Genomic DNA, 26,449 nt, shown 5'->3' on the forward strand with positions numbered 1-26,449 from the left:
GATAAGTAAAATGAAAAAATTAATAATTCTTCTTGCGAGTTTTATCCTATTAACAGGTTGTGCAAATGAGAAAGTCGCATCTTATGATTATACTGCGTTTAAACAGAGTAAACCAAAATCAATTTTGATGGTAATGCCTGTCAATAATTCAGTGGATGTAAAGGCTGATACCAGTGTATTAGCTCGTGCAACCTATCCATTAGCTGAACGTGGTTATTATGTTTACCCTGTTGCTTTAGTTGATGAAGTGTTTAAACAAAATGGATTAACTGATGGTAATTTAATTCGCAGCGCCCAATTGAAAAAAATGCATGAGATTTTTGGTGCAGATAGTATTTTTTATATCAATGTGAATGAATATGGTACGAGTTACAAATTAATTGATAGTGTGACTACAGTTTCCTTGGAGGGTAAATTAGTCGATTTAAAAACAGGTCAAACGCTTTGGGAAGGGATGGGATCTTATACACAAGGGTCAAGCAATAGTAATGATGGTCTTCTAGCTGCTTTAATTAAAGCAGCTGTGACTCAAATCATTGATACAACTAAAGATAAGGGGTATCAAGTTGCCTCTCCAGCCATGAGTAATCTTGTTTATAGAGGTAAAAATGGCGGTTTACTTGTTGGACCAAAGCATCCAGCCTATGAGCGCTCAGAAAAATAGAAACTAGTGGTTTGTTTTGAACTGAATCGAAAATATAAGCCAGGAAGATTTTTTTCTTGGCTTTTTTGTAACAAAACAGACAGAAAATCGACCGCACTTTTTACACTATCTACAATCCTACTATAACAAACTAAGCAATGGTGAATACGAAGAATAAAAAAGAAGCTTGAGCTAAATTTTATACAAAACTACTTACATATTTACGTAAACTACTTGTTTACTATGTCTCATTTTTAAAAAGTAGTTTTTATTAGTTTGGTGGCTATTAATAGCTTATAAATTGCAATCTATTTTTATAAATTTTACTTGACAAGAAACGAGAAAAGTATCTTGTTTTTCTTTGATGAATTGTGCTACAATCCGCATCCTATTTACATTAGGTAAATAGGCTCGTCCCGAAAGGGTTTTATTAATTTTAGCGGAGTACTAAGATGATCCAAGAACAGACTATGCTGGACGTTGCTGATAACTCAGGCGCTCGCAGTGTAATGTGTATCAAGGTTCTAGGTGGATCGCACCGTCGTTACGCTGCTATTGGTGATATCATCAAAATTACTGTGAAAGAAGCAATTCCACGCGGTAAAGTTAAAAAAGGTGATGTATTAAAAGCAGTTGTTGTGCGCACCAAGAAGGGTGTTCGTCGCCCAGATGGATCAGTCATTCGCTTCGATGGTAATGCATGTGTAATTTTAAACAATAACACAGAGCAACCAATCGGTACTCGTATTTTTGGACCGGTGACTCGTGAACTTCGTTCTGAGAAGTTTATGAAGATTATCTCTTTGGCGCCAGAAGTACTGTAAGGAGAAGTGACAAATGGCTGCAAAAATTCGTCAAAACGATGAAGTAATCGTGCTTGCTGGTAAAAGCAAAGGTAAGCGTGGTAAGGTAACTCAAGTGTTACCAAACGGTAAAGTGATTGTTGAAGGTGTAAACATTATTACTAAACATGAAAAACCAGTTCCTGCATTAGGAAAAGAAGGTGGTTTAGTGAAGAAAGAAGCTCCAATTGATGCATCAAATGTAGCGATCTTTAACCCAAAAACAAACAAAGCAGACCGTGTAGGTTTTAGATTTGAAGATGGTAAAAAAGTACGTTTCTTCAAGTCTAACAATGAAATTATTTAACAAACTGGAGTAATGCGATGGCGAAACTGCATGATTACTACAGAGATCAAGTAGTGAACGAATTGAAAGAAAAATTCAACTACAAATCTGTCATGCAAGTCCCACGAATCGAAAAGATAACCCTAAATATGGGTGTGGGTGAAGCATTGACCGATAAGAAGTTGCTAGATAATGCAGTAGCAGATTTAGCAGCGATTAGCGGTCAGAAACCTTTGATTACAAAAGCACGCAAATCTGTTGCAGGCTTTAAAATCCGTCAGGGATATCCAATCGGTTGTAAAGTAACACTACGTGGTGAGCGTATGTGGGAGTTCTTTGAACGTTTAATTACAATTGCTGTTCCACGTATTCGTGACTTCCGCGGTTTAAGCGCGAAATCATTTGATGGTCGTGGTAACTACAGCATGGGTGTGCGTGAGCAAATCATCTTCCCTGAAATCGATTATGATAAAGTGGATCGTGTACGTGGTTTAGATATTACTATTACTACTACAGCGAAAAGTGATGAAGAAGGTCAAGCGCTACTTGCTGCCTTTAATTTTCCATTCCGTAAATAAGGCAGGTTATTATGGCTAAACAATCAATGAAAGCACGTGACGTAAAACGTGTAAAACTAGCTGAAAAATTCTATGCTAAACGTATGGAATTGAAACAGATCATTTCTGATGTAAATGCCTCTGACGAAGATCGTTGGAATGCGGTATTAAAGTTACAAACTTTACCACGTGATTCTAGCCCAAGTCGTCAGCGTAACCGTTGCCGCCAAACAGGACGTCCTCACGGTGTTCTTCGTAAGTTTGGTTTAAGCCGTATTAAGGTGCGTGAAGCTGCAATGCGCGGTGAGATCCCAGGCCTTAAGAAAGCGAGTTGGTAATTTACCACTTTATTTTGGAATCGGAGTAAAAATACATGAGTATGCAAGATCCAATCGCAGATATGTTGACTCGTATTCGTAACGGTCAGGCTGCGAACAAAGTTGCGATTAGTATGCCTTCATCCAAGCTAAAAGTGGCAATTGCCAATGTATTAGCTGAAGAAGGTTATATCGAAAGCGTTAAAGTTTTAGATGGTGTTAAACCAGAATTGGAAATTACTTTAAAATATTTCCAAGGCAAACCAGTTGTAGAAAGTATTCAACGTGTTAGTCGCCCAGGTCTACGTATTTATAAGCGTAAAGATGAATTACCAAAGGTAATGGGTGGTTTAGGCGTTGCAGTTGTTTCTACATCTAAAGGTGTGATGACTGACCGTGCAGCTCGCCAAGCGGGTTTAGGCGGTGAGATTATCTGTTACGTAGCTTAATAGAGAGGTAGGAAAATGTCTCGTGTTGCAAAAGCACCTGTTAGTATTCCTGCCGGTGTTGAGGTAAAACTCGACGGTCAGCTATTAACAGTTAAAGGAAAAAATGGCGAGTTATCTCGTACCATTCATGACGCAGTTGAAGTTAAACAAGATAATAACGAATTAACCTTCTCTCCACGTGAAGGTATCGTTGGAGCTGATGCTCAGGCAGGTACTGTGCGTGCATTAGTTAATGCAATGGTTATCGGTGTTACTGAAGGCTTCACTAAGAAGTTACAATTGGTGGGTGTTGGTTATAGAGCACAAATTAAAGGCAATGCAGTTGCTTTAAGTTTAGGTTTCTCTCACCCTATTGAGCACGTTTTACCAGCAGGTATTACAGCGGAATGTCCATCTCAAACTGAAATTGTGTTGAAAGGTGCAGACAAGCAATTAATCGGCCAAGTTGCTGCAGATATTCGTGCTTATCGCCGTCCTGAGCCTTATAAAGGTAAAGGGGTACGTTACGCTGATGAAGTGGTACGTATCAAAGAGGCTAAGAAAAAATAATTAAGGTAACACTATGGATAAGAAATCAGCTCGTATCCGTCGTGCAACGCGTGCACGTCATATGATGAAAGAGCAAGGTGTAACACGTTTAGTTATTCACCGTACTCCACGTCATATTTATGCACAAGTAATTGCACCGAACGGTTCAGAAGTTCTTGCCGCTGCTTCAACTGTTGAAAAAGTAATTAGTGAGCAAGTGAAATATACCGGAAATAAAGATGCAGCAGCAGTAGTAGGTAAAGTTGTTGCAGAAAGAGCATTAGCGAAAGGCGTCAAAGACGTTGCTTTTGATCGTTCTGGTTTTAAATATCATGGTCGTGTCCAAACTTTAGCGGACGCTGCCCGTGAAGCTGGTCTACAGTTCTAATAGAGGTAATTTCAGATGGCAAACATCGAAAAACAAGCTGGTGAACTGCAAGAGAAGCTAATCGCGGTAAACCGTGTATCAAAAACAGTTAAAGGTGGTCGTATCATGAGCTTTACTGCATTAACTGTAGTAGGCGATGGTAATGGTCGCGTTGGTTTTGGTTATGGTAAAGCGCGCGAAGTTCCGGCAGCGATCCAAAAAGCGATGGAAAAAGCACGTCGCAATATGATCAATGTAGCTTTAAATGAAGGCACATTACAGCATCCAATTAAAGGTTCTCATACTGGTTCTCGTGTATTTATGCAACCAGCTAGCGAAGGTACAGGTATTATCGCGGGCGGTGCAATGCGTGCAGTATTAGAAGTTGCAGGTGTACGTAACGTTCTTTCTAAAGCATACGGTTCAACTAACCCAATTAACGTTGTTCGTGCAACTATTGATGCACTTGCAAATATGAAATCACCAGAAATGGTTGCTGCAAAACGTGGCAAAACCGTTGATGAAATCTTGGGGTAATTGATAATGGCTAAAACTATTAAAGTAACTCAAGTACGTAGTTCTATCGCTCGTTTACCGAAGCATAAAGCTACACTGCGTGGTCTTGGTCTTCGCCATATGCATCATACTGTTGAGTTAATCGATACTCCAGCGGTACGTGGTATGATTAACCAAGTTTCATACATGGTTAAAGTGGAGGAGTAAGAGAATGCGTTTAAATACTCTATCACCAGCTGAAGGTGCAAAGCATAGTGCTAAACGTTTAGGTCGCGGTATTGGTTCTGGTTTAGGTAAAACAGGTGGTCGTGGTCACAAAGGTCAAAAATCTCGTACTGGCGGTGGTGTTCGTCGCGGTTTCGAGGGTGGTCAAATGCCTTTATATCGTCGTTTACCAAAATTTGGTTTTACTTCAATGAAGTCAGCTGTAACAGCTGAAGTTCGTTTGAATGAATTAACTAAAGTTGAAGGTGGCGTAGTTACCTTAGAATCTTTAAAAGCAGCTAATGTACTTACTAAAGATATTCAATTTGCTAAAGTCATTTTAGCAGGTGAAGTAAAAGGTGCTGTGGTTGTTCGCGGTTTACGTGTAACTAAAGGTGCTAAAGCAGCAATTGAAGCTGCTGGCGGTTCAGTTGAGGAATAATAAATAAATGGCTAAGCAACCAGGTTATCAAAGTAGAAGTACTCAAAGCGGTACAGGTGAACTTAAAAGCAGATTATTATTTGTGTTAGGTGCACTTATCGTTTTCCGTATTGGTTCTTTCATTCCGGTTCCTGGTATTGATGCGGCCGTGTTAGCTCAATTAATTGAACAACAAAAAGGCACCATCATTGATATGTTTAACATGTTCTCTGGTGGTGCGTTGAGTCGTGCGTCAATTTTTGCGTTAGGTATCATGCCTTATATTTCGGCATCGATTATCATTCAACTATTAACGACGGTTCATCCTGCACTTGCAGAATTGAAAAAAGAGGGCGAAGCTGGGCGCCGTAAAATTAGTAAGTACACTCGTTATTCAACTTTAGTACTTGCAACTTTGCAGGCTGTTGGTATTTCAACCGGTCTTCCAAATATGTTACCTGGACTAGTACCTAATTTAGGCTTTAGTTTTTATTTTACTGCAGTAATCAGCCTTGTTACAGGAACAATGTTCTTAATGTGGCTTGGTGAGCAAATTACAGAACGTGGTATTGGTAATGGTATTTCTCTAATTATTTTTGCAGGTATTGTTGCAGGTTTACCATCAGCGATTGGTCAAACTATTGAGCAAACTCGCCAAGGTCAAATGCATCTATTAGTTCTCTTATTGATCGCAGTTATTGTCTTTGCAGTTACATATTTTGTTGTCTTTGTTGAGAGAGGACAAAGAAGAATTAAGGTTGAATATGCTAAGCGCCAGCAAGGTCGTCAGATTCTTGGTGGTCATTCAACTCACTTACCATTAAAAGTTAATATGGCAGGTGTAATTCCAGCAATTTTTGCATCAAGTATTATTTTATTCCCTGCTACATTAGTGCAATGGTTGGGTGAAGGTTCTAGCTTGGAGTGGTTAACTAAATTATCTATGTTACTACATCCTGGTCAGCCTTTATATTTGCTTGTTTATGCTGTAGCAATTATCTTCTTTAGTTTTTTCTATACTGCAATGCAATATAATCCTCGTGATACAGCGGATAATTTGAAAAAATCTGGTGCATTTATACCAGGAATTAGACCAGGTGAACAAACATCACGTTATATTGATAAAATTATGACACGCTTAACATTAATTGGCGGTCTATATATCACATTTGTGTGTTTAGTTCCTTACGTTATGACATCAGCTTGGAATGTACAGTTTTATTTTGGTGGTACTTCTTTACTGATTGTTGTAGTGGTGATTATGGATTTCATCGCTCAGGTTCAAAGTCATTTAATGTCAACTAAATATGAATCTGCGTTGAAGAAAGCAAACCTTAAAGGTTTCGGACAATAATTTGTCCATTAAATAAAAGGGATAAGCAATGAAAGTTCGTGCTTCCGTTAAGAAATTATGTCGTAACTGTAAAATTGTTAAACGTGAAGGTGTTGTTCGTGTCCTTTGTAGCGACCCTAAACATAAACAACGTCAAGGTTAATTGATATTTTTTCTTGCAAAGAACCAGTTGAGCAGTTATACTGCTCAGCTCATTTATGTCCTTGACACTTTGTTTGAGTATCCTGAAAACGGGCTTTTCAAGATCAAAGTGTCAACTTAGTTAAATAATAGGAGTGCATAGTGGCCCGTATTGCAGGCATTAACATTCCTGATCATAAACACACTGTAATCGCTTTAACTGCAATTTATGGTATTGGTAAAACTCGTGCTCAAGCTATTTGTGCAGCAACGGGTATTGCTGAAGATGTTAAGATCAGCGAATTGTCTGAAGAGCAGATTGATAAACTGCGTGACGAAGTTGGTAAATTTACCGTTGAAGGTGACTTACGTCGTGAAGTAACACTAAACATCAAACGTCTATTAGACTTAGGTTGTTATCGTGGTTTACGTCATCGTCGTGGTTTACCGGTACGTGGTCAACGTACTAAAACTAATGCGCGTACCCGTAAGGGTCCTCGTAAGCCGATCAAGAAATAAGTCGGGGTAAGGTAAAATGGCTAAAACACCAGTTCGTGCACGTAAACGTGTAAAAAAACAAGTTGTAGATGGCGTAGCGCATATTCACGCATCTTTCAATAATACAATCGTTACCATTACTGACCGTCAAGGCAACGCTCTAGCATGGGCTACTGCTGGTGGTTCAGGTTTCCGTGGTTCTCGTAAATCTACCCCGTTTGCTGCACAAGTTGCGGCTGAACGTTGCGCTGAAGTTGTAAAAGAATTCGGCTTAAAGAACTTGGAAGTTATGGTGAAAGGACCAGGTCCTGGTCGTGAGTCTACTATTCGTGCATTAAATGCAGCGGGTTTCCGTATTACGAATATTACTGATGTGACTCCGATTCCTCATAACGGTTGTCGTCCACCGAAAAAACGTCGTGTTTAATGGCGTCATAGGATAGTTGGAGAAAGAAAATGGCAAGATATTTGGGTCCTAAACTCAAGCTAAGCCGTCGTGAAGGCACTGACTTATTCCTTAAGTCAGGTGTGCGCGCGATTGAATCAAAATGTAAAATTGATACCGCTCCAGGTCAACACGGTGCCCGTAAGCCGCGTTTATCTGACTATGGTAGTCAATTACGTGAAAAACAAAAAGTTCGTCGTATTTACGGTATCTTAGAACGTCAATTCCGTAATTATTATAAAGAAGCAAACCGCTTAAAAGGTAATACTGGTGAAAACTTACTGGTATTATTGGAAGGTAGATTGGATAACGTTGTTTATCGCATGGGCTTTGCTGCAACTCGCGCTGAAGCTCGCCAATTGGTGAGTCATAAAGCGATTGTTGTAAATGGTCGTGTTGTTAATATCCCATCATTCCAAGTTTCAGTTAATGATGTAGTTGCTGTTCGTGAGAAATCTAAAAAACAAGCACGTATTAAAGCATCATTAGAGTTAGCAGAACAAAGAGAAAAACCGACTTGGTTAGAAGTTGATACTGCTAAAATGGAAGGTGTGTTCAAACGTGTTCCTGAACGTTCTGATTTATCAGCAGACATTAACGAACATCTGATCGTTGAGCTTTACTCTAAATAATAAATAGTTAAAGCTTAGAAGCAAAGAGAGGATAAAATGCAGGGTTCTGTTACAGAATTTTTAAAGCCACGCTTAGTTGATATTGAGCAAATTAGCTCAACTCATGCTAAAGTGATCTTAGAACCGTTAGAGCGTGGATTCGGCCACACTTTAGGTAATGCATTGCGTCGTATTCTTCTATCTTCAATGCCAGGTTGTGCTGTGACTGAAGTAGAAATTGAAGGCGTATTGCACGAATACAGCAGTAAAGAAGGTGTTCAGGAAGATATTCTTGAAGTACTTCTAAACTTAAAAGGCCTAGCGGTTAAAGTTCAGAATAAAGATGATGTATTTCTGACACTAAACAAATCTGGAATTGGCCCTGTTGTTGCAGCAGACATCACCCATGATGGAGATGTTGAAATCGTAAATCCTGAGCATGTTATCTGTCATTTGACTGACGAAAATGCATCAATTAATATGCGTATTCGTGTTCAACGTGGTAGAGGCTATGTACCAGCATCAGCCCGAGTACATGCGCAAGATGAAGAAAGACCAATTGGTCGTCTATTAGTAGATGCATGTTATAGTCCAGTTGATCGTATTGCTTATAATGTTGAGGCAGCGCGTGTTGAACAGCGCACTGACTTAGATAAGCTAGTGATTGAGTTGGAAACTAATGGCACTATTGATCCAGAAGAAGCAATTCGTCGTGCAGCAACAATTTTAGCAGAGCAACTAGATGCATTCGTTGATTTGCGTGATGTTCGTCAACCAGAAGTTAAGGAAGAAAAACCAGAATTCGATCCGATTCTGTTGCGTCCTGTTGATGACTTAGAGTTGACAGTTCGTTCTGCTAACTGTTTGAAAGCAGAAACAATTCACTATATCGGTGATTTAGTACAGCGTACTGAAGTTGAGTTATTAAAAACGCCTAATCTTGGTAAGAAATCTCTTACTGAAATTAAGGATGTTCTTGCTTCGCGCGGCTTATCACTAGGTATGCGCCTTGAGAATTGGCCACCAGCAAGTATTGCTGAAGACTAGTTTGGTCATAGGTTAAAGATTTTTCTGAGAAGGATAAGGTCATGCGCCATCGTAAGAGTGGTCGTCAACTAAACCGTAATAGCAGCCATCGCCAAGCGATGTTCCGTAATATGGCAAGCTCTTTAGTTAGTCACGAAATTATCAAGACTACATTGCCAAAAGCGAAAGAATTACGTCGTGTAGTTGAACCGTTAATTACATTAGCAAAAGTAGATAGCGTTGCAAATCGTCGTTTAGCTTTTGCTCGTACACGCAACATCGAAACTGTTGCTAAATTATTCAATGAATTAGGTCCACGTTTTGCTCAACGTGCAGGTGGTTACACCCGTATTTTGAAATGTGGTTTCCGTGCAGGCGATAATGCACCAATGGCTTATATTGAGTTAGTTGATCGCCCAGAAGTAGCAACTGAAGAAGCTGCTGCAGAATAATGATTTAGATAAGTTGATTTTGTAACTTATATTTTTTTAGATAAAACCCACTGATTCTAATTAGTGGGTTTTCTTTTTTGTTCTGGTTTCAATGGATTATACTTGTCATTATTTATTGTTAGACTATTAGACTATTAGACTATTAGACTATTAGACTATTAGACTATTAGACTACTAATTTTATAGATATAGTTAGGGCTAGTAAGATTAATAACTGAAGAAATATAGTAAAACTTTCGAAAAGTTGACCGCACTTTCTTTGAATTAAGTTGTTTTTAAGCAAATGAGATACAGTGTACTCTTGTTTGGAATGGAACGGGAAACAGGAAGGTAAATTGATGATCTTTAGCGATCATCAATTCCCATCAGTAAATATTGTCCATTTATATCACACAAACTACGAAAGCCAACGTTAGTAACTTGGTAATTATACTCATTAATCATATTACTATAGTCAAAATTTTCATGATGATGACCATGAAAGATATGTCGTACATTCATTTTATGTGCAAGTTCATTTAACACTGTAAAACCTGATGGGTGTGGTTTAGGCGCTTCATGGCAAATTAAAATATCAGCTTGCATTTGTTCTAATGCTTCGATATCTGAAGGAAAGATAGACGTTCGATGACGTAACGGAATTCCGCCTCGCCAAATTTTTTCTTGTGAACAATATTGGCAATAATGAATAGGATCAAAAAAGAGCGGTTTGTTTGGCGGCATCCAAATTTGACCTCGAAATACACCACCTAAACCAGCAATACGTTTACCCTGAATTTCTACTACTTTGCCATGTAAGTTGCGTGATTGCCAGTTACTTTCCCAGATTGACTCGAATGCAGAGACGGTTTTACTATCATGATTGCCATGGATGAACCAAAGATCACAATATTGTGATAATTTCTTGAGTTCATCGGGCGTGGTGAGCTGTAAGTCGCCTAATATAATAAGTGCAACATTTTGTTGTGTTTGAATAAAAGGATATAGGTGATCAAAATTGCCATGTGGATCACCTGCAAATAAAATCATGCGTCTTCCTCAAAAATGGATTGTATCCCATGTTCACTTGTGAGTGTTGGCAATTCTTCTTCGTTTAGAATTTTTTCAACAATTTTTTTCACTTGATTATAGCGTTCTAAATAACTTGGTGATTCAATTTCAATGTAAGGTACATTGTATTTATCAAGTAATTTTTTTAATAATAATTGGAAACGTTGACGTTGTTTTTGATTGCCCAAGCTACGTAAACCATCATCAACCCATTTCGTATTATTGTTGAGTAAAATAGTGACATCAAAGGGATATTCTTTGATCATCGAATCTAGAAATGGATGTGCTTTGCCTTCATATTGAATACAAAAGGCTTGAGTCGTAATAAAATCAGTATCAATGATGGCAACTTTATGTGCGTGACGTACGGCGTAGTCAATGTAACGTTGATGACCTAATGCCATTTGTGGATAGTCAGAATATTGCATTGCTTGTTCATCGCCACCTAATTTTTCAAAAACAAATTCACGTCCATATTCCCAAGCTGATGTAGTATTAAACACAGTTGCCAGTTTATTGACGAGCACTGTTTTACCACTGCTTTCACCTCCTAAAATTGCAATTGTTTTAGCAAAGAAAGGACGTACTTCTTTAGGAATAAATTTCCAATAGTGGAATGGATTGTTGCGAATTTTTGTAGCGGATACATTAAAGAATTGGCGTTCTGGGTCAACTAATGTGACTTCCAAACCTAAATATTTTTCATAAGGCGCTTTATCTTGTACTTCGCTACTAAAGACAATGCTTGGGGTGAAGTTTTTTTCTTTGAAAAGCAGTTTAACTTGTTCTGCCCAAGCTTCCCAGCCGTTTGGATAGCTTGGAATTCCATCTTCAACCAGATGATGAATAAAAATTTGGTTTTTCTGATATTTGAAAATTTGTTGCATCCAACGTAAGCGATCTTGCACTGTTGGCATACGTTTCATTTTACTATCATAGAACAGTTTTAAATCTCTTTCTGTATCACTACATACAATAATGTGGATTTCGTCTACTTTACTGAATGCCTCATAGATCATATTAATATGACCTGTATGAACAGGATAGAATTTGCCGAAAATTACACCTACTTTCTTATTATTTGGTTCAGTAATTTGTAGCACTTTATGTAACGCACTCAGTTTTGTAGCACTTGGATTTTTTATTTTTCCACTTACCAGTTGATTAAAGTAAGCACGTGTAATATTTGCTTGCTGACAAATATCATTCACCTTTAAATTTAATTGTTTGCGTTTTTGCTGTAAGTAGGCAAAAGAAGACATAATTTATTCCTTGTAATGATTCAGAAATTTTATCAAAACAGACCGCACTTTGATTTCCGCAATGTGCAATGCAAGTTAAGGTAATGCCTTTTGTTCTAATAGTGCATTGACACGTTGTTCTAGTTCAACAAGCTTTTCACGAGTACGCATTAGGACTTGAGTTTGTACATCAAATTCTTCACGAGTCACTAAATCTAATTTTGATAATTGCGCTTGTAGTGTTTGCTTAAGTTTTGCTTCTGCATCTTGACCTAAATCTTTAATTCCTTGTGGTAATGAATCTTGGATTTGTTGTATAACTTGCTCTATTTTTTTAGGATTTAGCATAATGACCTCATATTAGGGAAAATTTTGTCTATTGTATGTAATCTTGTTGCAAATAAAAACATTTTTTCAAGATTAAGTTTGCGTTATACTATGCACGCATTCTCAGGGCAGGGTGAAACTCCCTACCGGTGGTAAGTGCCTTAGCATAAGCCCACGAGCGTTTGTTATTTATGTAAATAACAAAGTCAGCAGATTTGGTGTAAATCCAAAGCCGACAGTATAGTCTGGATGAAAGAGAATAAGCAGGTTTTGTGATCAAAACCTGTCTTTTTTGTTTGTTTAAGATTTTCTTAGCCACATAATTTTTCTCATCAGCCCTGATTCTGGTATCTAAATATCTCTATATTTCAAGGAATTTACTATGAATCAGTCAATTTTATCTCCTTTTGGTAACGCAGAAGCGCGTGTTGTTGCTGCTATTGAGGCTTTTAAACAAGGTCATGGCGTTTTAGTATTAGATGATGAAGATCGTGAAAATGAAGGGGATTTAATTTTCCCAGCAGAAACGATCAATACTGAGCAAATGACCATGTTGATTCGTTATGGTAGTGGCATTGTTTGCCTCTGCTTAACAGACCAATTATGTCAAGCGTTAGATTTACCACCCATGGTACAGGATAATACAAGTGTTAATAAGACGGCATTTACCGTGACTATTGAAGCAGCAAAAGGTGTTGCAACAGGTGTATCAGCTAAAGATCGTGTGACGACAATTAAAGCTGCTGTTGCAGATGGCGCAAAACCAAGTGATTTAAGTCGTCCGGGACATATTTTTCCATTACGTGCTGTAGAAGGAGGAGTATTAAGTCGTCGTGGTCATACTGAGGCCTCTGTAGATCTAGCGCGTTTAGCAGGTTATAAAGGTGCAGGGGTTATTTGTGAGATTACTAATGATGATGGCTCAATGGCACGCGCACCTGAAATTGTTGACTTTGCACACAAGTTTGGTTTTCCTGTTGTGACTATTGAAGATTTAGTGGCGTATCGTCAAAAATATAATGTGTAGTTTGTACGTAAGCTAATGAAGATACCTGTGTAAATATCGTTAACACAGGTATTTTGCATTAAGAAGACTAATAAATACCAAACAGGCTGAATAGTGTAATTACAACAATTGTTGCAACAATAGGCAGAATGAATGATGTCATCGCGATTTCTAAATAGGAATCGCGGTGTGTCATACCCGTATTACTTAATAATGTTAATACTGCACCATTATGTGGCATAGTATCTAAACCACCTGAAGAGAGTGAGGCAATACGGTGTAATGCTTCTGGTGAAATACTCGCCTGTTTAGCAATTGCGAGGTATTTTTCACCTAATGCTTCCAGTGCGATTCCCATTCCACCAGAAGCTGAGCCTGTTGCGCCAGCTAAGATGTTTACTGCAACAGACAGTGAAATAAGTGGGCTTCCTGGTACGTTTAAGATCATTGCTGTTAAATGTTCAAAACCCGGTGCGATACGTACGACGCTACCAAAACCAACAGCCGCAGCAGTATTAATAATGGCACCTACAGCACCATTTGTACCTTTGCCAATTGCTGGAATAAAAGTGGCGCGTTTGTTTAAATTCAAGATAATTACCAACGCAATTCCTGCTAGTAAGGCAAGTACAATATTTTTAGGATCACCATTTTTTAGCCCAATTAATTCAGGAACAAAATTAAGCACAACAATGACACTGATTAATGGCAGAATGGCTAATAGAGCTGAGGGTAGATTTGTTTGATTATCGTCAGCAGAATTTTCTACTAATGGTTCAATAAAATATTCTCCATTTTTTGCATATTTTCTACGACGCATTTCTAAATAAGCTACACCACCAAAGAATAAGATTGCTGCTGCAATTGTACCCATAATTGGTGCAGCCATTGCACTTGTACCGAAGTAGGCTGTTGGAATTAAGTTTTGAATTTGTGGAGAGCCGGGTAATGCTGTCATTGTAAAGGTAAATGCACCACAAGCAATGGTACCTGGTATAAGACGGCGAGTAATATTGGCTTCTTTAAAGACAGCGAGCGCTAATGGATAAACTGCAAAAACGACAACAAATAAACTCACACCGCCATAAGTAAGTAAAGCACAACCTAATACAATAGAAGCGATAGCACTTTTGGCGCCTAGCATTCGAGTTAACCAGATCGCAATTGATTTTGCCCCACCAGTTACATCCATTAAATTACCAAAAATGGCACTGAGTAAGAATGCAGGAAACCAAGCTTTAACAAATCCAACTAAGCCTGTCATGTAGCTGCCTAAGTAAGCATCTAAGACATTTAAATCCCCTGTAAAAGCAACAACTGTTGCACAAAGAGGCGCAATCCAAACGATGGAATAGCCTCTAAATGCTAAAAACATCAGTAGTACTAAACCGATAAAAATTCCTAATAAACTGAACATGGTTTTCCCCTATGTAATTTGGCCACAATTGTTTACAACAATTGTGGCTAAAGTTGTGCTTGATTAGCCTGCCGTCCAACCGCCGTCGACGGTTAAGCAGGAACCTGAAATAGATGCTGCGGCATCAGAACAGAGGAACTTAACAAACTCACCAATATCAGCAGGCTCAATTAAACGTTTCACTGCTGCCTTTTGTAGCATAATTTTGCTGATGACATCAGTTTCTGAAATATTATGATGAGCGGCTTGATCGGCAATTTGTTTGTCAACAAGTGGGGTTCTTACATAGGCAGGACAGATTGAATTCACAGTAATACCATACGGTCCACCTTCAAGCGCCGTTGTTTTAGTCAAGCCTGATAAACCATGTTTGGCAGATACATAAGCAGATTTAAACTCAGAAGCAACGACACCATGAATAGAATTTAAGTTAATGATACGTCCCCACTGATTTCTTTTCATATATGGCCAAGCGTATTTTGTTAATAAAAATGGTGCTGTTAGCATGAGGTTAATCATGAAATCCCATCTGTCTTCTGGGAAATCTTCAACTGGGGAAACGGTTTGAATGCCTGCAACATTGACTAGAATATCTATACTGCCAAATGTTTTTACAGCATGATCTACTGCAAGTTTACAAGATTCGCGTTTTGATAAATCCGCAACAACATAGGTTGCTTGTAATTTTTCAGCTTGTTTTTGCAGTAAAGTTTCGTTGATATCGACCATAACTACGTTAATGCCTTCTTGTGTTAACGTTTGGCTGACGGCGAGACCAATACCACTTGCTGCACCAGTAACTAATGCAACTTTGTTTTTTAACATAGTGACTCCTGAATCCATATAGGAATGTGATACCCGCAAAAGTGCGGTGAGTTTGATGAGAGTTTTGCACCTTATCTGCCAAGCGAATACATAAGGTGCAATTGGGGTGATATAGTTATATGCGCTCAATAACCATCGCAATACCTTGACCGCCACCGATACACAGTGTTGCTAAACCTAAGGTTTTGTTCCTTGCATGTAGTGCATGGATAAGCGTGACCAGAATGCGTGCACCGCTAGCACCGACAGGGTGACCTAATGCAATGGCGCCACCATTAACATTGACTTTTTCTGGATCAAAACCAAGCTCTTTACCTACAGCAAGGAATTGTGCAGCAAAAGCTTCATTGGCTTCAACCAAGTCAATGTCATTTAAGCTCAAGCCTGCTTTAGCAAGAGCTTTTTGTGAAGCGGGTACTGGGCCCATTCCCATGATTTCTGGTGCAACTCCACCACTTGCATAACTTTTAATACGAGCCAAAATAGTTAAGCCTAGTGCTTTTGCTGTTTCTTCTTCAACAATGACTAATGCTGCTGCACCATCATTGATACCAGACGCATTCCCTGCAGTCACTGTACCTTCTTTATCAAATGCGGGACGAAGCGCTGATAAACCTTCTAATGTTGTTTCTTTTTTTGGGAATTCATCTGTATCAAAAAGTATTTCTTTTCGTTTCACTTTAACAGTTACAGGAACAATTTCATTTTTAAATGCGCCAGATTCGATTGCGGTAACAGCTCTACGTTGTGATTCAAGTGCCATTGTGTCTTGTTGTTCACGTGTAATGCCATATTTTTTGGCGACATTTTCAGCAGTGATTCCCATATGGTAATGGTTTTCAGCACAGACTAAAGCATCTAATAAAATGACATCATTAAGCTGTCCATTGCCTAAACGATGTCCCCAACGTGCTTTAGCATCTAGTAAGTAAGGGGCTTGGCTCATATTTTCCATACCACCTGCGACGATGATATTAGCATCGCCTGCACGAATTGCTTGCGCGGCGAGAGCGACTGTTTTTAAGCCTGAACCACAGACCTTATTCACAGTGTAAGCAGTCACATCTTGTGAAATTCCGCTGTGCAATAAGGCTTGGCGAGCAGGGTTTTGTTTTTGTCCGGCTTGTAACACTTGACCCATGATGACTTCGTCAACAGCAGCGATATCAATCCCTGATTTTTCAATTGCTGCCTTAATGGCAATAGTTCCTAATTCCACCGCACTGACATTTGATAGACTTCCATTAAAATTACCAATTGGTGTGCGTACTGCACTTGCTATAACGACATTTTTCATAACCTCTCCTTTGTTTTAAAATACTGTTAATCCAATAATAAATATCACACTTGAGAAAATGAGCGCAGTCATACAGTAGCCCATAATATCTCTCACACCTAGTCCAGCAATGGCAAGTGCTGGTAATGCCCAGAAAGGTTGTGCCATATTCATCCATTGTTCTCCATAAGCGATTGCCATCACTGATTTTCCTAAGTCCGCATCCAATGCTTGTGCTGCTGCAAGTACATAAGGACCTTGAATTACCCAGTGACCACCACCTGAGGGCACAGCAAAGTTGATAAATGCAGAGCTGAAGAACGTCATTAATGGGAAAGTTTCTTTAGTAGAAACGTTGATAAAGAATTCTGTGATTAATCCACCTAATCCAGAATGTTCCATCATTAACTGGATACCTGCATAGAATGGGAATTGGACCAAAATACCTGCGGTGCTACCTGCTGCGGCTTTGACTGCACGCATATAAGCCATTGGTGTTTTGTGTAGTAGTACCCCTGCGACTAAGAAGATGAGATTGACGGTATTGATCGTGATATTGAAGCCTTTATCCATGAAGTATATGACTAAGTAACCAATACCAAATACGCCAATAACCCAACTTAATATACGGCTTTCTTCCAATTTTTCAGAGGGCGGTGCATCTTTCGAAAGGGTTTTTTGGTAATCAGCTTCTTCTTTTAAAAGATCTGGATCAACCATAACAACTTCATTTGGCTTAGGCACCATCATTTTAGTCAGGAATGGTAAGAAGATGACGAGTCCCAGTGTGATGAAGATATTGAAACCCGTTAATAATGTATTTTGAATTGGAATAAGTCCTGCAATGTGTTCAACTGGATTTCCTGGTGTTGCGGCTAATAATGGCATTGAACCAGATAAACCACCTCCCCAAGACATAAAACCAATATAAGCACAAGCAATTAATAGAGGATAGTCAGATCCTTTGACTCTACGCGCAACTTCACGTGCGAACATCGCACCAACTACTAAACCAAAACCCCAGTTAATAACACAAGCCAATGCACTGAAGAAGGTAACCAGCATAACCCCCTGTGTTGGTGTTTTAGCAAGTGATGCGATGTTACGCAATATAGTTTTTATTGGTGGTGAACTAGCTAGTGCATGACCTGTGACAACAATTAATGCCATTTGCATACCAAATCCGAGTAGATTCCAGAAACCATCACCCCAATATTTCACCATTTGTACAGGCGTTGAGTCTGTAAGACCCAACGCGACAAAAAAGGTGATTAGCGTCAGTAGTAATGCGAAGATAAGTGGATCTGGTAAGTAACGGCTGACAAACTTCGTCATTCCTCTGGAAATAGTGCTAATCATACAATCTCCTTATTGTGCTAGCGGCATAACTTTGATAAATGGCGAAACAACAAATTCCGCTTCAGTTTTTGCCCGAACAGCATCTACGTCATAGCCTTCTGCAATTTCGGTTAAGTGCAATTTTCCATCAATAAATTCGAATACTGCTAATTCAGTGACTAACATATGTACTGCATGTATTGCTGTGAGAGGTAATGTGCAACGTTTTAACACTTTGGAGGAGCCATCCTTGGCACAGTGTTCCATTGCAATAATAACTTTACGAGCACCAGTCACGAGATCCATCGCTCCACCCATGCCTGGCACCATTTTTCCGGGCACCATCCAGTTTGCTAAATTCGCTTCTTCATCTACTTGTAAGCCACCAAGCACGCAAGCATCAACATGACCACCACGAATTAATGCAAATGATGTTGCACTATCAAACATCGCTGCGCCAGAGAGCATGCCACAAGGCTGACCTCCAGCATTAACTAAATTAGGATCAGCTTCCGTCACAGGTCCTAAACCTAAAAATCCATTTTCAGACTGTAAGGTAATATCGATACCTTCAGGTAAGTAGTTTACAACTTGGGTCGGTAAGCCGATGCCTAAATTTACAACATCACCATCACGTAATTCTAAAGCGACTCGGCGAGCAATCAGTTCTTTTGCGTTCATCTTAGTGTTCCTCTGGAAGAATAATGTAATCAATAAGTGCAGCAGGGGTGATAACATGGTCTGGTTGAATTTGACCTACTTCGACAATTTGTGTTGGTTCAACGAATGTTTTTTCTGCTGAGAATGCAATGATAGGATTGAAATTACGAGTGGTTAATTGGTAAGTTAAATTGCCTTTTTTATCTGATATATGCGCTCCGATAATTGCAATATCTGCTTTGATTGGTTTTTCAAGAAGGTATTTTTTATCGTCTAATTCAATCGTTTGTTTACCTTCTTCAACGACGGTTCCTACACCTGTTGGTGTTAATATACCGCCTAAGCCTGCGCCTCCTGCACGAATCCGTTCAATCAGTGTTCCTTGTGGTACGAGTTCAACTTCAAGTTCGCCAGAAATCATTTGCCGACCTGTTTCTGTATTCGTACCAATATGAGATGCAACGACTTTTTTGACACGTTTGTTGGCAATTAATGGACCTACACCAGTATCAACGAAAGCAGTATCATTGCCAATAATGGTTAAGTCTTTTACTCCAGAGTCTAAAATGGCTTGGACTAGGCGAGTTGGGGTGCCTACCCCCATAAACCCCCCAAATAAAATCGTCATTCCATCAGATAAATGACTTTGTACATCAGTAATAGGTATTACTTTAGACATAGTAGTTCTCCATATATTTTAATAAAATAAATTTATATTAGACAAAGAAACCCTGATTAAACATGTCTATAAAGATGTTTAATTACTTTAGTAAATATTAAAATTTAGCTTTATAAATACGCGCCAATTATTAATTTTTTGTTAAAAATATTAATTTTATGTAATTTGATGTGGTTTATTTATTCAAAAAGATAGCAAGAAATATTCTATGTAGGAAATATTGTTTTTTTAATCTTATATAAATTTATTTTATAGTTTGAGTTGACTATTGAAGTGGATACTTTTAAGCTTAATTTGCCTAATGGAATCAGAAGGGGAAATCTTTATGGATATTAGACATCTACGTTACTTTATCTCTATTGTAGATAATGATTTTAATTTAAGCCGAACCTCACAAACCTTATATATTTCACAACCGGCTTTAAGTATGATGATTAATGAATTTGAACAAAGAGAATCAGTACAATTATTTAAACGCGCTAAAGGAAAAATTATTGGTCTAACTTATGCTGGTGAAAATTATTATAATGATGCTAAAGAGATTATTAATAAATATAATGAAATGAATAAAAATCTCCATAAAACAGCAAAACAAATTACTGGTAATATTACCATCGGAATCCCACCTCTAGTCTTATCTGTTGTCTTTTCTAAAATAATGCCTAAATTAATTTTAAATAACCCAGATATTAATTTTACAATTAAGGAGCAAGGGGCTTACGTACTAAGAAATGAATTATTATTGGGTAATATTGATTTTGCTGCGTTATTATACCCAGAACATATTTCAAAAAATATTATTGATTCTTTTGAGTTAATTCATTCTGAATTGGCTGTTTTCCTGTCACCAGAGCATCATCTTACTCAGAAAAATATATTAACTTGGCAAGATTTACATAATGAAAAACTAGCAATTTTTGATAAAACTTTTTTCATTTATCACCAACTCATTTCAGCATTTGAATTACATAATGTGTATCCTAATATTATATTAGAATCAAGTTCTTGGGACTTTTTGCTAAATTCAGCAAAAATTAATAAAGATTTATTAACGATTTTGCCTTTACCTATTGTAGAACAATATCCTTCTCATGATTTTGTCTGTCGACGAATTAAAGATCCTATTCCTTGGATTGTCACTTTATGCCGATTAAAGAAAAATAATTATAGTCGGGTGGAAAGTTATATTTTTGATTCTTTATTAAAGGGGTTTAGTTAATTGAAATATTTTTTAATCAAAGTGCGGTCGAAATATTCAATATATTGACCGCACTTTAATTTTGTCATTATTAATTTGTTTTTAGTCTATTCCAATATTTTTCATAGAGATCAACAGCTTTACCTACATCAGCTTGCATAATTCCTTTTTGTACTTCTTCAGCTGGTGGGAATAATACTGGATTATTTACCATTTCAGGTGATAGTAATGCTTTTACGCCTTCATTTGGCATTGAAAAACCCATGCGTTCAATTACGATTTTAGCGTTTTCTGGACGTAAGAGGAAATCAATAAATTGATAGGCACCCTCGACATTTTGTGCTGTTTTAGGAATAGCGTAGTTATCCATCCAGAAAATTGCGCCCTCTTTGGGATAAATGAATTGAATATTTGGATTTTCTTTATTGCCTAAATACGCTGAACCATTCCAAATCATACCTAAAGCAACTTCACCTTGCACATAAGGGACTTCAGGCGAATCAGAGTTAAAGACAAGAACATTTGGCATCAGTTTTACTAAGCGTTCATAAGCTGCTTTGATTTCACTTTCTTTAGTCGTATTTGGCGATTTACCATTTAATAATAAAGCAATATGAAAGACTTCACGTGAATCACCGGTTAACAGCACTTTTCCTTTATATTCTGCTTTCCATAAATCTGCCCAACTAGTAATTTCTTGTGGATCGATTTCTTCAGCGTTAATGCCAATACCCGTTAAGCCATAAATATAAGGGAGCGAATATTGGTTATTTGGATCAAATTCTTTGTTTAATAAATGGGATGGAATGTGATGAAAATTGCTTAATTTAGTGTGTTCGAGCTTTTGTAGCATGCCATCTTTTACCATTTTATTAATGTAATAACTTGATGGAAAAACTAAATCATAGCTGTTGTTTTTAGACAGCAATTTTAACTTAGCATACATTTCTTCATTGCTTTCAAAAGTAGAGTAAATGACTTCGATACCAGTTTCTTTGGTAAAGCTTGCAATTAGACTGGAAGGAATATAGTCAGTCCAGTTGTAAACATAGAGTTTTTTGGCAGCAAGAGCAGAATGGGTGAAGAATAAGAGAGAGGTTAACGCAAGTGATTTGATCACATTGGTAAAAAGTCTTTTCAATTTTTAGTCCCTCAAAGTCCAAAGACAATAAAGTGCGGTTAAAAATGAACGGATTTTAGTATGTCGATCCGCATGAATACTAAGTTTAAAAACTTGGCGCCGAGTATAGCAAATTTTATAACCTGATTGAATTAAATTGACATCTTGTTAAGTAAGAGTAAACTGCCGGCAATTTTCATTACCAAGTCATTTTATGTTGAAATTTTCTCATCAAGAGCATATCCAATCTTATTATGCTGCTACTCGTCATTTTCATTTCACTTTACCTACATTGACACAACGTAAATCAGCAGATGTTTGTGTGATTGGGGCGGGGTTTTTTGGTTTATCTGCCGCCCTTGAGTTAGCAGAACAGGGCAAAAAAGTGATTGTGTTAGAGGGTGCGCGTGTAGGATTTGGTGCTTCGGGGCGAAATGGCGGGCAAGCGATTAATGGTTTTGAAGAAGATATCAGTGCTTATATTGATGCAGTTGGCTTTGATACGGCAAATCAACTCTGGCAAATGTCACTTGAAGCATTAGATATTATTGATGAACGTATCACTAAGTATGCTATTCAATGTGATTGGCAGCGTGGTTATGCTACGTTGGCACTTAATCAGCGCCGTATGGAGGATCTGGTTGCGATTGAGCAAGCTTGTCGTGAATATTTTAATTATCAATCAATGACGTTATGGGACAAGGCGAAGTTAGCACAGAATTTAGGCAGTGACATTTATACAGGAGCATTGTTTGATCCAAATTCAGGGCATTTACATCCACTGAATTATTGTTTAGGACTCGCGCAAGCCTGTTTAGATTTAGGGGTTGAAATTTATGAGCATTCGCCAGCCATGGATTTACGGGTAGGTAAATCTAAAGTCAAAGTCAGTACGGATCAAAGTTCAGTTATTGCAAAAGATGTTGTGTTGGCAACGAATGCTTATATTAGTGTGCTACCTAAAACAATGCACCGTGGCATTGCTAGTAAAATTTTACCTGTTGAAAGTTTCATTATTGCCACTGAGCCATTAACTGATGCGATGGCAGACAGTTTGATTCGTAATCGTATGTCTGTGTGTGATAATAACTATTTTTTAGATTATTATCGTTTGAGTGCAGATAATCGTTTGTTGTTTGGGAGTGATTCCAGTCCAGGATTAGATATGACAACAGTCATGCGCTGTAATATGCTACATGTCTTTCCACAATTAGAAGATGTCAAAATAGACTATGGTTGGGGCGGTCCGATTGATATGACGTTAAATTCTAATCCACATTTTGGACGTATCGCACCGAATATTTATTTTGCGCAAGGCTATTCAGGGCATGGTGTTGCTTTAACGGGGTTAGCTGGGCGTATTGTTGCTGAGGCAATTTTAGGTAATGATGAGCGTTTACGTGTTTTTGAGAAATTAAAAGTCCCGACAGTACATGGCGGGAAATTCATTAAGCAAGCTGCATTATTTATTGGTACGAATTACTATCGTTTTCTCGATAAATATCGTTAGTGAAATACATAAGAAGAAATGGCGAATAACAATATATTCGCCATTTTTTTATAGCAGAGGGCTATTGCTTTTGTGTGTTTTGTTTTATGCTAGCACTGTTTTTTGCTTAGGTAATAAACAATAACAACAAGCAAAGTGCGGTCTGATTTTGCAATTATTTTGTAACACTTATTAAGAGGTAAACTAAGACATTGGAACAAGTCATTTTAAAGTCTGATACCACTTCGTTAACATTCGCTGAAAATACTGTGCGTGAAGTGTGTAATATCAATTATTGGGGTATGCGTTATTATAACGTGGATGAAAATGGTGATATTTTTGTTTGCCCAGATCCAGATAAACCACAAAATCGTATTTCTTTAGCCGCGCTAGCCAAGAAAGCTCAACAGGAACAAGGCGCACATTTACCAACCCTATTTTGTTTCCCACAAATTATCCAACATCGCTTACGTTCGATTAATCAGGCATTTAAACGTGCACGTGAAGATTTTGGTTATGAAGGTAATTATTTTCTTGTTTATCCTATTAAAGTAAATCAACATCGCCGTGTTGTTGAGTCACTAATTAACTCAGCACAGCCATTAGGTCTAGAGGCAGGCTCTAAAGCAGAATTGATGGCAGTATTAGCGCATGCAGGAATAACACAAACTGTGATTGTATGTAATGGTTATAAGGACCGTGAATATATTCGTTTTGCTTTAATGGGTGAGAAGTTAGGTCATAAAGTCTATTTAGTGATTGAGAAGTTATCTGAAATCCAATTAGTGCTAGAAGAGGCTGCAAAGTTAAAGGTAAAACCACGTTTAGGCGTGCGTGCCCGTTTAGCTTCGCAAGGATCGGGCAAATGGCAATCTTCAGGCGGTGAAAAATCAAAATTTGGCTTATCTGCATCACAAATGTTGACGCTGGTGGAAATGTTAAAGGCGCATGCTTGTTTAGATTGTTTACAACTTTTACATTTTCATTTGGGTTCACAACTTGGCAATATTCGTGATGTAGCGACAGGTGTCCGTGAAAGTGCACGTTTTTATGTGGAATTACATAAATTAGGTGTGAATATCCAATGTTTTGATGTCGGCGGTGGTTTGGGTGTGGATTATGAAGGTAATCGTACACAATCGGATTGCTCAGTGAATTATGGTTTAAATGAATATGCGGATACGGTGGTATGGGGAATTGGTCAGGCTTGTCGTGAACATGGTTTACCACATCCAACGATTATTACCGAATCAGGTCGTGGTGTGACAGCACATCATGCGGTATTAGTTTCTAATGTCATTGGGATTGAGCGCTATAAGCCTGAACCATTAAATGCACCAGAAAAAGAAGCACCAAGTGTACTGCATAGTATGTGGGAAACTTGGGTAGATATTCAATCATCACGTGAAAAGCGTTCATTACGTAGCTGGATTCATGAAAGTCAATTTGATTTATCTGATGTACATAATCAGTACAATGTGGGTTTATTGAATTTAGCGCAACGCGCTTGGGCAGAACAGCTATATTTAAATATTTGTCACGAAGTAGGGCAATTATTTAATGAAAAACATCGTTCACACCGTACAATTATTGATGAGTTACAAGAGCGTTTCGCAGATAAACTGTATGTCAATTTTTCTTTATTTCAATCACTACCTGATGCTTGGGGCATTGATCAATTATTTCCCGTATGCCCCATTTCAAATTTGAATCAGCCTGTGAGCCGTCGAGCAGTATTGCTGGATATTACTTGTGATTCAGATGGTTCAATTGACCATTATATTGATGGTGATGGTATTACAACGACAATGCCAATGCCACATTATGAGGAAGATAATCCACCGCTTGTTGGCTTCTTCATGGTCGGTGCTTATCAAGAAATTTTGGGTAATATGCATAATTTGTTTGGTGACACGAGTACGATTGATGTTTTAGTTGAAGAAAATAACCAGGTCAACATTGTGGATTATGATGAAGGTAATACGGTAGCAGATATGTTGCAGTATGTGTATCTTGATCCCAAGAAGCTACTGGCTCGTTATCGTGAGCAAATTGAACATTCCAATTTACCTGCTTCAGAAGCGATTCAGTTCTTAAAAGAACTTGAAGCAGGTTTGAATGGTTATACTTATTTAGAAGAAGAGTGATTGGTGACAAAAGTGCGGTCACTTTTTTACAAGTTTTGATAGTGCTTTGTTAGTTAATAGGAACAACTATGTACAATACGTTACACAATAAAGAAGATATTTCATTAGTTTCCAATAATTTTGGTTTTTTACGTTTGCCTGTTAATTTCAATCCAACAGAAACAGAAGCAGAATGGGTAATTACTGGCGTCCCTTTTGATGCCTCTGTTTCTGGTCGTGCAGGTACACGTTTTGGTGCGGAAGCTATTCGCCGTGCTTCAGTTAATCTCGCTTGGGAACATTGTCGTTTTCCTTGGGATTTTGATGTGCGTGAACGCTTAAATATTGTGGATTGTGGTGATTTAGTTTATTCGTTTGGCGATAACCAGAATTTTGTTGAAGAATTAGAGGCACATACAACCGCATTACTTAAAGCAGGTAAACGTTGTTTAACCTTAGGTGGGGATCATTTTATTACCTTGCCATTGTTACGTGCACATGCCAAACATTTTGGTCAGTTAGCGATGATTCACTTTGATGCACACACCGATACCTATGAAAATGGCAGTAATTACGATCATGGTACGATGTTCTACCATGCGTCAAAAGAAGGTTTAATTGATCCTGCTCATTCTGTACAAATTGGAATTCGTACAGAATTTGACCGCACTTTGCCATTTACTGTGCTTTCCGCACCGCAAGTTAATGAGGAGAGTGTTGAGCAAATCGTCGCAAAAATTAAAGCGGTGGTTGGCGAGTTGCCAGTGTATTTGACCTTTGATATTGATTGTTTAGATCCTGCTTATGCGCCGGGAACGGGGACACCAGTTTGTGGTGGTTTAAGCACCGATAAAGTGTTAAAGCTTTTACGTGCATTAAAAGAGGTGAATATCGTAGGGATGGATTTGGTGGAGGTTTCACCTGCTTATGATCAATCCGATATTACGGCATTAGCGGGCGCTACTGTCGCATTAGAAATGCTATACATGCAGGGTTGGAAAAAAGGTTAATTGCGCTTTTAAAAAAATCCACCTTAATTCGTTGTTTGTAGTAACGGTTAT

Annotated in this window: 33 protein-coding genes and 1 riboswitch; of the genes, 23 read left to right on the plus strand and 10 right to left on the minus strand. The window is 38.1% G+C overall.

What is annotated here, in order from left to right:
• The first annotated feature begins 10 nt into the window (after nucleotides 1-10).
• The 18 genes from ACFSAV_RS01295 (at nucleotide 11) to rplQ (ending at nucleotide 9,636) form a co-directional block, all read left to right on the plus strand.
• The gene (locus tag ACFSAV_RS01295) at nucleotides 11-664 is read left to right on the plus strand and encodes a DUF799 domain-containing protein (protein ID WP_379095347.1); all 654 of its coding nucleotides are present in this window, start codon (nucleotides 11-13) and stop codon (nucleotides 662-664) included.
• Between the two features lie 431 nt (nucleotides 665-1,095).
• Nucleotides 1,096-1,467 carry a 50S ribosomal protein L14 gene (gene rplN, locus ACFSAV_RS01300; protein WP_005548786.1) on the plus strand — a complete coding sequence of 124 codons (372 nt, stop codon included), beginning with the start codon at nucleotides 1,096-1,098 and terminating at the stop codon, nucleotides 1,465-1,467.
• A gap of 13 nt (nucleotides 1,468-1,480) precedes the next feature.
• Nucleotides 1,481-1,792 carry a 50S ribosomal protein L24 gene (gene rplX, locus ACFSAV_RS01305; RefSeq protein ID WP_032093964.1) on the plus strand — a complete coding sequence of 104 codons (312 nt, stop codon included), beginning with the start codon at nucleotides 1,481-1,483 and terminating at the stop codon, nucleotides 1,790-1,792.
• A gap of 17 nt (nucleotides 1,793-1,809) precedes the next feature.
• The gene (gene rplE / locus ACFSAV_RS01310; RefSeq protein ID WP_005764312.1) at nucleotides 1,810-2,349 is read left to right on the plus strand and encodes a 50S ribosomal protein L5; all 540 of its coding nucleotides are present in this window, start codon (nucleotides 1,810-1,812) and stop codon (nucleotides 2,347-2,349) included.
• 11 nt (nucleotides 2,350-2,360) lie between these two features.
• Entirely contained in the window at nucleotides 2,361-2,666 is a 306-nt protein-coding gene (gene rpsN, locus ACFSAV_RS01315) for a 30S ribosomal protein S14 (RefSeq protein ID WP_078239490.1), read from the plus strand.
• Between the two features lie 35 nt (nucleotides 2,667-2,701).
• Nucleotides 2,702-3,094 (plus strand): 30S ribosomal protein S8, encoded by a 393-nt coding sequence (rpsH, locus tag ACFSAV_RS01320; RefSeq protein WP_005724020.1) that lies wholly within the window; start codon nucleotides 2,702-2,704, stop codon nucleotides 3,092-3,094.
• Nucleotides 3,095-3,109: 15 nt separating this feature from the next.
• Complete coding sequence (gene rplF / locus ACFSAV_RS01325) at nucleotides 3,110-3,643, plus strand: 50S ribosomal protein L6 (protein WP_379095352.1); 534 nt, start codon at nucleotides 3,110-3,112, stop codon at nucleotides 3,641-3,643.
• A gap of 13 nt (nucleotides 3,644-3,656) precedes the next feature.
• The gene (rplR, locus tag ACFSAV_RS01330; protein ID WP_101776297.1) at nucleotides 3,657-4,010 is read left to right on the plus strand and encodes a 50S ribosomal protein L18; all 354 of its coding nucleotides are present in this window, start codon (nucleotides 3,657-3,659) and stop codon (nucleotides 4,008-4,010) included.
• A gap of 15 nt (nucleotides 4,011-4,025) precedes the next feature.
• The gene (rpsE, locus tag ACFSAV_RS01335; protein ID WP_005764304.1) at nucleotides 4,026-4,526 is read left to right on the plus strand and encodes a 30S ribosomal protein S5; all 501 of its coding nucleotides are present in this window, start codon (nucleotides 4,026-4,028) and stop codon (nucleotides 4,524-4,526) included.
• Between the two features lie 6 nt (nucleotides 4,527-4,532).
• A complete protein-coding gene (rpmD, locus tag ACFSAV_RS01340; RefSeq protein ID WP_005543631.1) occupies nucleotides 4,533-4,712 on the plus strand; it encodes a 50S ribosomal protein L30 in 180 nt (59 codons plus the stop codon).
• Between the two features lie 4 nt (nucleotides 4,713-4,716).
• Nucleotides 4,717-5,151, plus strand: coding sequence for a 50S ribosomal protein L15 (gene rplO / locus ACFSAV_RS01345; protein WP_101776296.1), 435 nt, complete (start codon nucleotides 4,717-4,719; stop codon nucleotides 5,149-5,151).
• Nucleotides 5,152-5,158: 7 nt separating this feature from the next.
• Nucleotides 5,159-6,484 (plus strand): preprotein translocase subunit SecY, encoded by a 1,326-nt coding sequence (secY, locus tag ACFSAV_RS01350; protein ID WP_101776295.1) that lies wholly within the window; start codon nucleotides 5,159-5,161, stop codon nucleotides 6,482-6,484.
• Nucleotides 6,485-6,512: 28 nt separating this feature from the next.
• Nucleotides 6,513-6,626, plus strand: a complete 114-nt coding sequence (gene rpmJ, locus ACFSAV_RS01355) for a 50S ribosomal protein L36 (protein WP_005548767.1) — start codon at nucleotides 6,513-6,515, stop codon at nucleotides 6,624-6,626.
• Nucleotides 6,627-6,766: 140 nt separating this feature from the next.
• Nucleotides 6,767-7,123, plus strand: coding sequence for a 30S ribosomal protein S13 (rpsM, locus tag ACFSAV_RS01360; protein WP_005717912.1), 357 nt, complete (start codon nucleotides 6,767-6,769; stop codon nucleotides 7,121-7,123).
• A gap of 16 nt (nucleotides 7,124-7,139) precedes the next feature.
• A complete protein-coding gene (rpsK, locus tag ACFSAV_RS01365; protein WP_005701868.1) occupies nucleotides 7,140-7,529 on the plus strand; it encodes a 30S ribosomal protein S11 in 390 nt (129 codons plus the stop codon).
• Between the two features lie 29 nt (nucleotides 7,530-7,558).
• Nucleotides 7,559-8,179: a 30S ribosomal protein S4 gene (gene rpsD / locus ACFSAV_RS01370; protein ID WP_049214876.1), complete on the plus strand. Its 621-nt coding sequence runs from the start codon at nucleotides 7,559-7,561 to the stop codon at nucleotides 8,177-8,179.
• A gap of 36 nt (nucleotides 8,180-8,215) precedes the next feature.
• Nucleotides 8,216-9,205: a DNA-directed RNA polymerase subunit alpha gene (locus tag ACFSAV_RS01375; RefSeq protein WP_101776294.1), complete on the plus strand. Its 990-nt coding sequence runs from the start codon at nucleotides 8,216-8,218 to the stop codon at nucleotides 9,203-9,205.
• 41 nt (nucleotides 9,206-9,246) lie between these two features.
• Nucleotides 9,247-9,636, plus strand: a complete 390-nt coding sequence (rplQ, locus tag ACFSAV_RS01380) for a 50S ribosomal protein L17 (protein WP_032855573.1) — start codon at nucleotides 9,247-9,249, stop codon at nucleotides 9,634-9,636.
• A 345-nt stretch (nucleotides 9,637-9,981) separates the two neighbouring features.
• Here the strand turns inward: rplQ and ACFSAV_RS01385 are convergent, their stop codons facing one another.
• The 3 genes from ACFSAV_RS01385 to ubiK all read right to left on the minus strand — a co-directional run bounded on the left by ACFSAV_RS01385 (nucleotide 9,982) and on the right by ubiK (nucleotide 12,275).
• Complete coding sequence (locus ACFSAV_RS01385) at nucleotides 9,982-10,665, minus strand: metallophosphoesterase family protein (protein ID WP_101776293.1); 684 nt, start codon at nucleotides 10,663-10,665, stop codon at nucleotides 9,982-9,984.
• Nucleotides 10,662-11,948, minus strand: coding sequence for a multifunctional transcriptional regulator/nicotinamide-nucleotide adenylyltransferase/ribosylnicotinamide kinase NadR (gene nadR / locus ACFSAV_RS01390; protein ID WP_379095360.1), 1,287 nt, complete (start codon nucleotides 11,946-11,948; stop codon nucleotides 10,662-10,664). The genes ACFSAV_RS01385 and nadR overlap by 4 nt, the downstream gene beginning before the upstream one ends.
• Nucleotides 11,949-12,023: 75 nt before the next feature.
• On the minus strand, nucleotides 12,024-12,275 hold the full coding sequence (gene ubiK, locus ACFSAV_RS01395; RefSeq protein ID WP_101776291.1) for a ubiquinone biosynthesis accessory factor UbiK: 252 nt from the start codon (nucleotides 12,273-12,275) through the stop codon (nucleotides 12,024-12,026).
• A 94-nt stretch (nucleotides 12,276-12,369) separates the two neighbouring features.
• A riboswitch (FMN riboswitch) is annotated at nucleotides 12,370-12,519 on the plus strand.
• Between the two features lie 117 nt (nucleotides 12,520-12,636).
• Between ubiK and ribB the strand changes: the two genes are divergently transcribed.
• Entirely contained in the window at nucleotides 12,637-13,281 is a 645-nt protein-coding gene (gene ribB / locus ACFSAV_RS01400; RefSeq protein ID WP_101776290.1) for a 3,4-dihydroxy-2-butanone-4-phosphate synthase, read from the plus strand.
• Nucleotides 13,282-13,348: 67 nt separating this feature from the next.
• On the opposite strand, the gene ACFSAV_RS01405 is transcribed toward ribB, so the two are convergent.
• From ACFSAV_RS01405 to atoD, 6 genes are all read right to left on the minus strand, one after another.
• Nucleotides 13,349-14,677 (minus strand): GntP family permease, encoded by a 1,329-nt coding sequence (locus ACFSAV_RS01405; RefSeq protein WP_379095365.1) that lies wholly within the window; start codon nucleotides 14,675-14,677, stop codon nucleotides 13,349-13,351.
• 63 nt (nucleotides 14,678-14,740) lie between these two features.
• Nucleotides 14,741-15,502, minus strand: a complete 762-nt coding sequence (locus tag ACFSAV_RS01410) for a 3-hydroxybutyrate dehydrogenase (protein ID WP_101776288.1) — start codon at nucleotides 15,500-15,502, stop codon at nucleotides 14,741-14,743.
• A 115-nt stretch (nucleotides 15,503-15,617) separates the two neighbouring features.
• Complete coding sequence (locus tag ACFSAV_RS01415) at nucleotides 15,618-16,799, minus strand: acetyl-CoA C-acetyltransferase (RefSeq protein ID WP_379095368.1); 1,182 nt, start codon at nucleotides 16,797-16,799, stop codon at nucleotides 15,618-15,620.
• A gap of 15 nt (nucleotides 16,800-16,814) precedes the next feature.
• A complete protein-coding gene (locus ACFSAV_RS01420) occupies nucleotides 16,815-18,137 on the minus strand; it encodes a TIGR00366 family protein (protein ID WP_101776286.1) in 1,323 nt (440 codons plus the stop codon).
• Between the two features lie 9 nt (nucleotides 18,138-18,146).
• On the minus strand, nucleotides 18,147-18,797 hold the full coding sequence (locus ACFSAV_RS01425) for a 3-oxoacid CoA-transferase subunit B (protein ID WP_101776285.1): 651 nt from the start codon (nucleotides 18,795-18,797) through the stop codon (nucleotides 18,147-18,149).
• A gap of 1 nt (nucleotide 18,798) precedes the next feature.
• Nucleotides 18,799-19,455 carry an acetate CoA-transferase subunit alpha gene (atoD, locus tag ACFSAV_RS01430; protein ID WP_379095372.1) on the minus strand — a complete coding sequence of 219 codons (657 nt, stop codon included), beginning with the start codon at nucleotides 19,453-19,455 and terminating at the stop codon, nucleotides 18,799-18,801.
• Between the two features lie 325 nt (nucleotides 19,456-19,780).
• Here atoD and ACFSAV_RS01435 point away from each other — a divergent pair, with 325 nt between their 5' ends.
• Nucleotides 19,781-20,674, plus strand: a complete 894-nt coding sequence (locus tag ACFSAV_RS01435) for a LysR family transcriptional regulator (RefSeq protein WP_379095375.1) — start codon at nucleotides 19,781-19,783, stop codon at nucleotides 20,672-20,674.
• Nucleotides 20,675-20,744: 70 nt separating this feature from the next.
• On the opposite strand, the gene ACFSAV_RS01440 is transcribed toward ACFSAV_RS01435, so the two are convergent.
• Complete coding sequence (locus ACFSAV_RS01440; RefSeq protein WP_379095378.1) at nucleotides 20,745-21,794, minus strand: extracellular solute-binding protein; 1,050 nt, start codon at nucleotides 21,792-21,794, stop codon at nucleotides 20,745-20,747.
• A 193-nt stretch (nucleotides 21,795-21,987) separates the two neighbouring features.
• Between ACFSAV_RS01440 and ACFSAV_RS01445 the strand changes: the two genes are divergently transcribed.
• The 3 genes from ACFSAV_RS01445 (at nucleotide 21,988) to speB (ending at nucleotide 26,398) form a co-directional block, all read left to right on the plus strand.
• Nucleotides 21,988-23,283 carry an NAD(P)/FAD-dependent oxidoreductase gene (locus ACFSAV_RS01445; RefSeq protein ID WP_101776281.1) on the plus strand — a complete coding sequence of 432 codons (1,296 nt, stop codon included), beginning with the start codon at nucleotides 21,988-21,990 and terminating at the stop codon, nucleotides 23,281-23,283.
• 191 nt (nucleotides 23,284-23,474) lie between these two features.
• Entirely contained in the window at nucleotides 23,475-25,409 is a 1,935-nt protein-coding gene (gene speA / locus ACFSAV_RS01450; protein ID WP_379095381.1) for a biosynthetic arginine decarboxylase, read from the plus strand.
• Between the two features lie 68 nt (nucleotides 25,410-25,477).
• Nucleotides 25,478-26,398, plus strand: a complete 921-nt coding sequence (gene speB / locus ACFSAV_RS01455) for an agmatinase (protein WP_379095384.1) — start codon at nucleotides 25,478-25,480, stop codon at nucleotides 26,396-26,398.
• The last annotated feature ends 51 nt before the right edge of the window (nucleotides 26,399-26,449 follow it).

It is taken from the genome of Pasteurella oralis, from assembly GCF_042681465.1.
Lineage (GTDB): Bacteria > Pseudomonadota > Gammaproteobacteria > Enterobacterales > Pasteurellaceae > Pasteurella > Pasteurella oralis.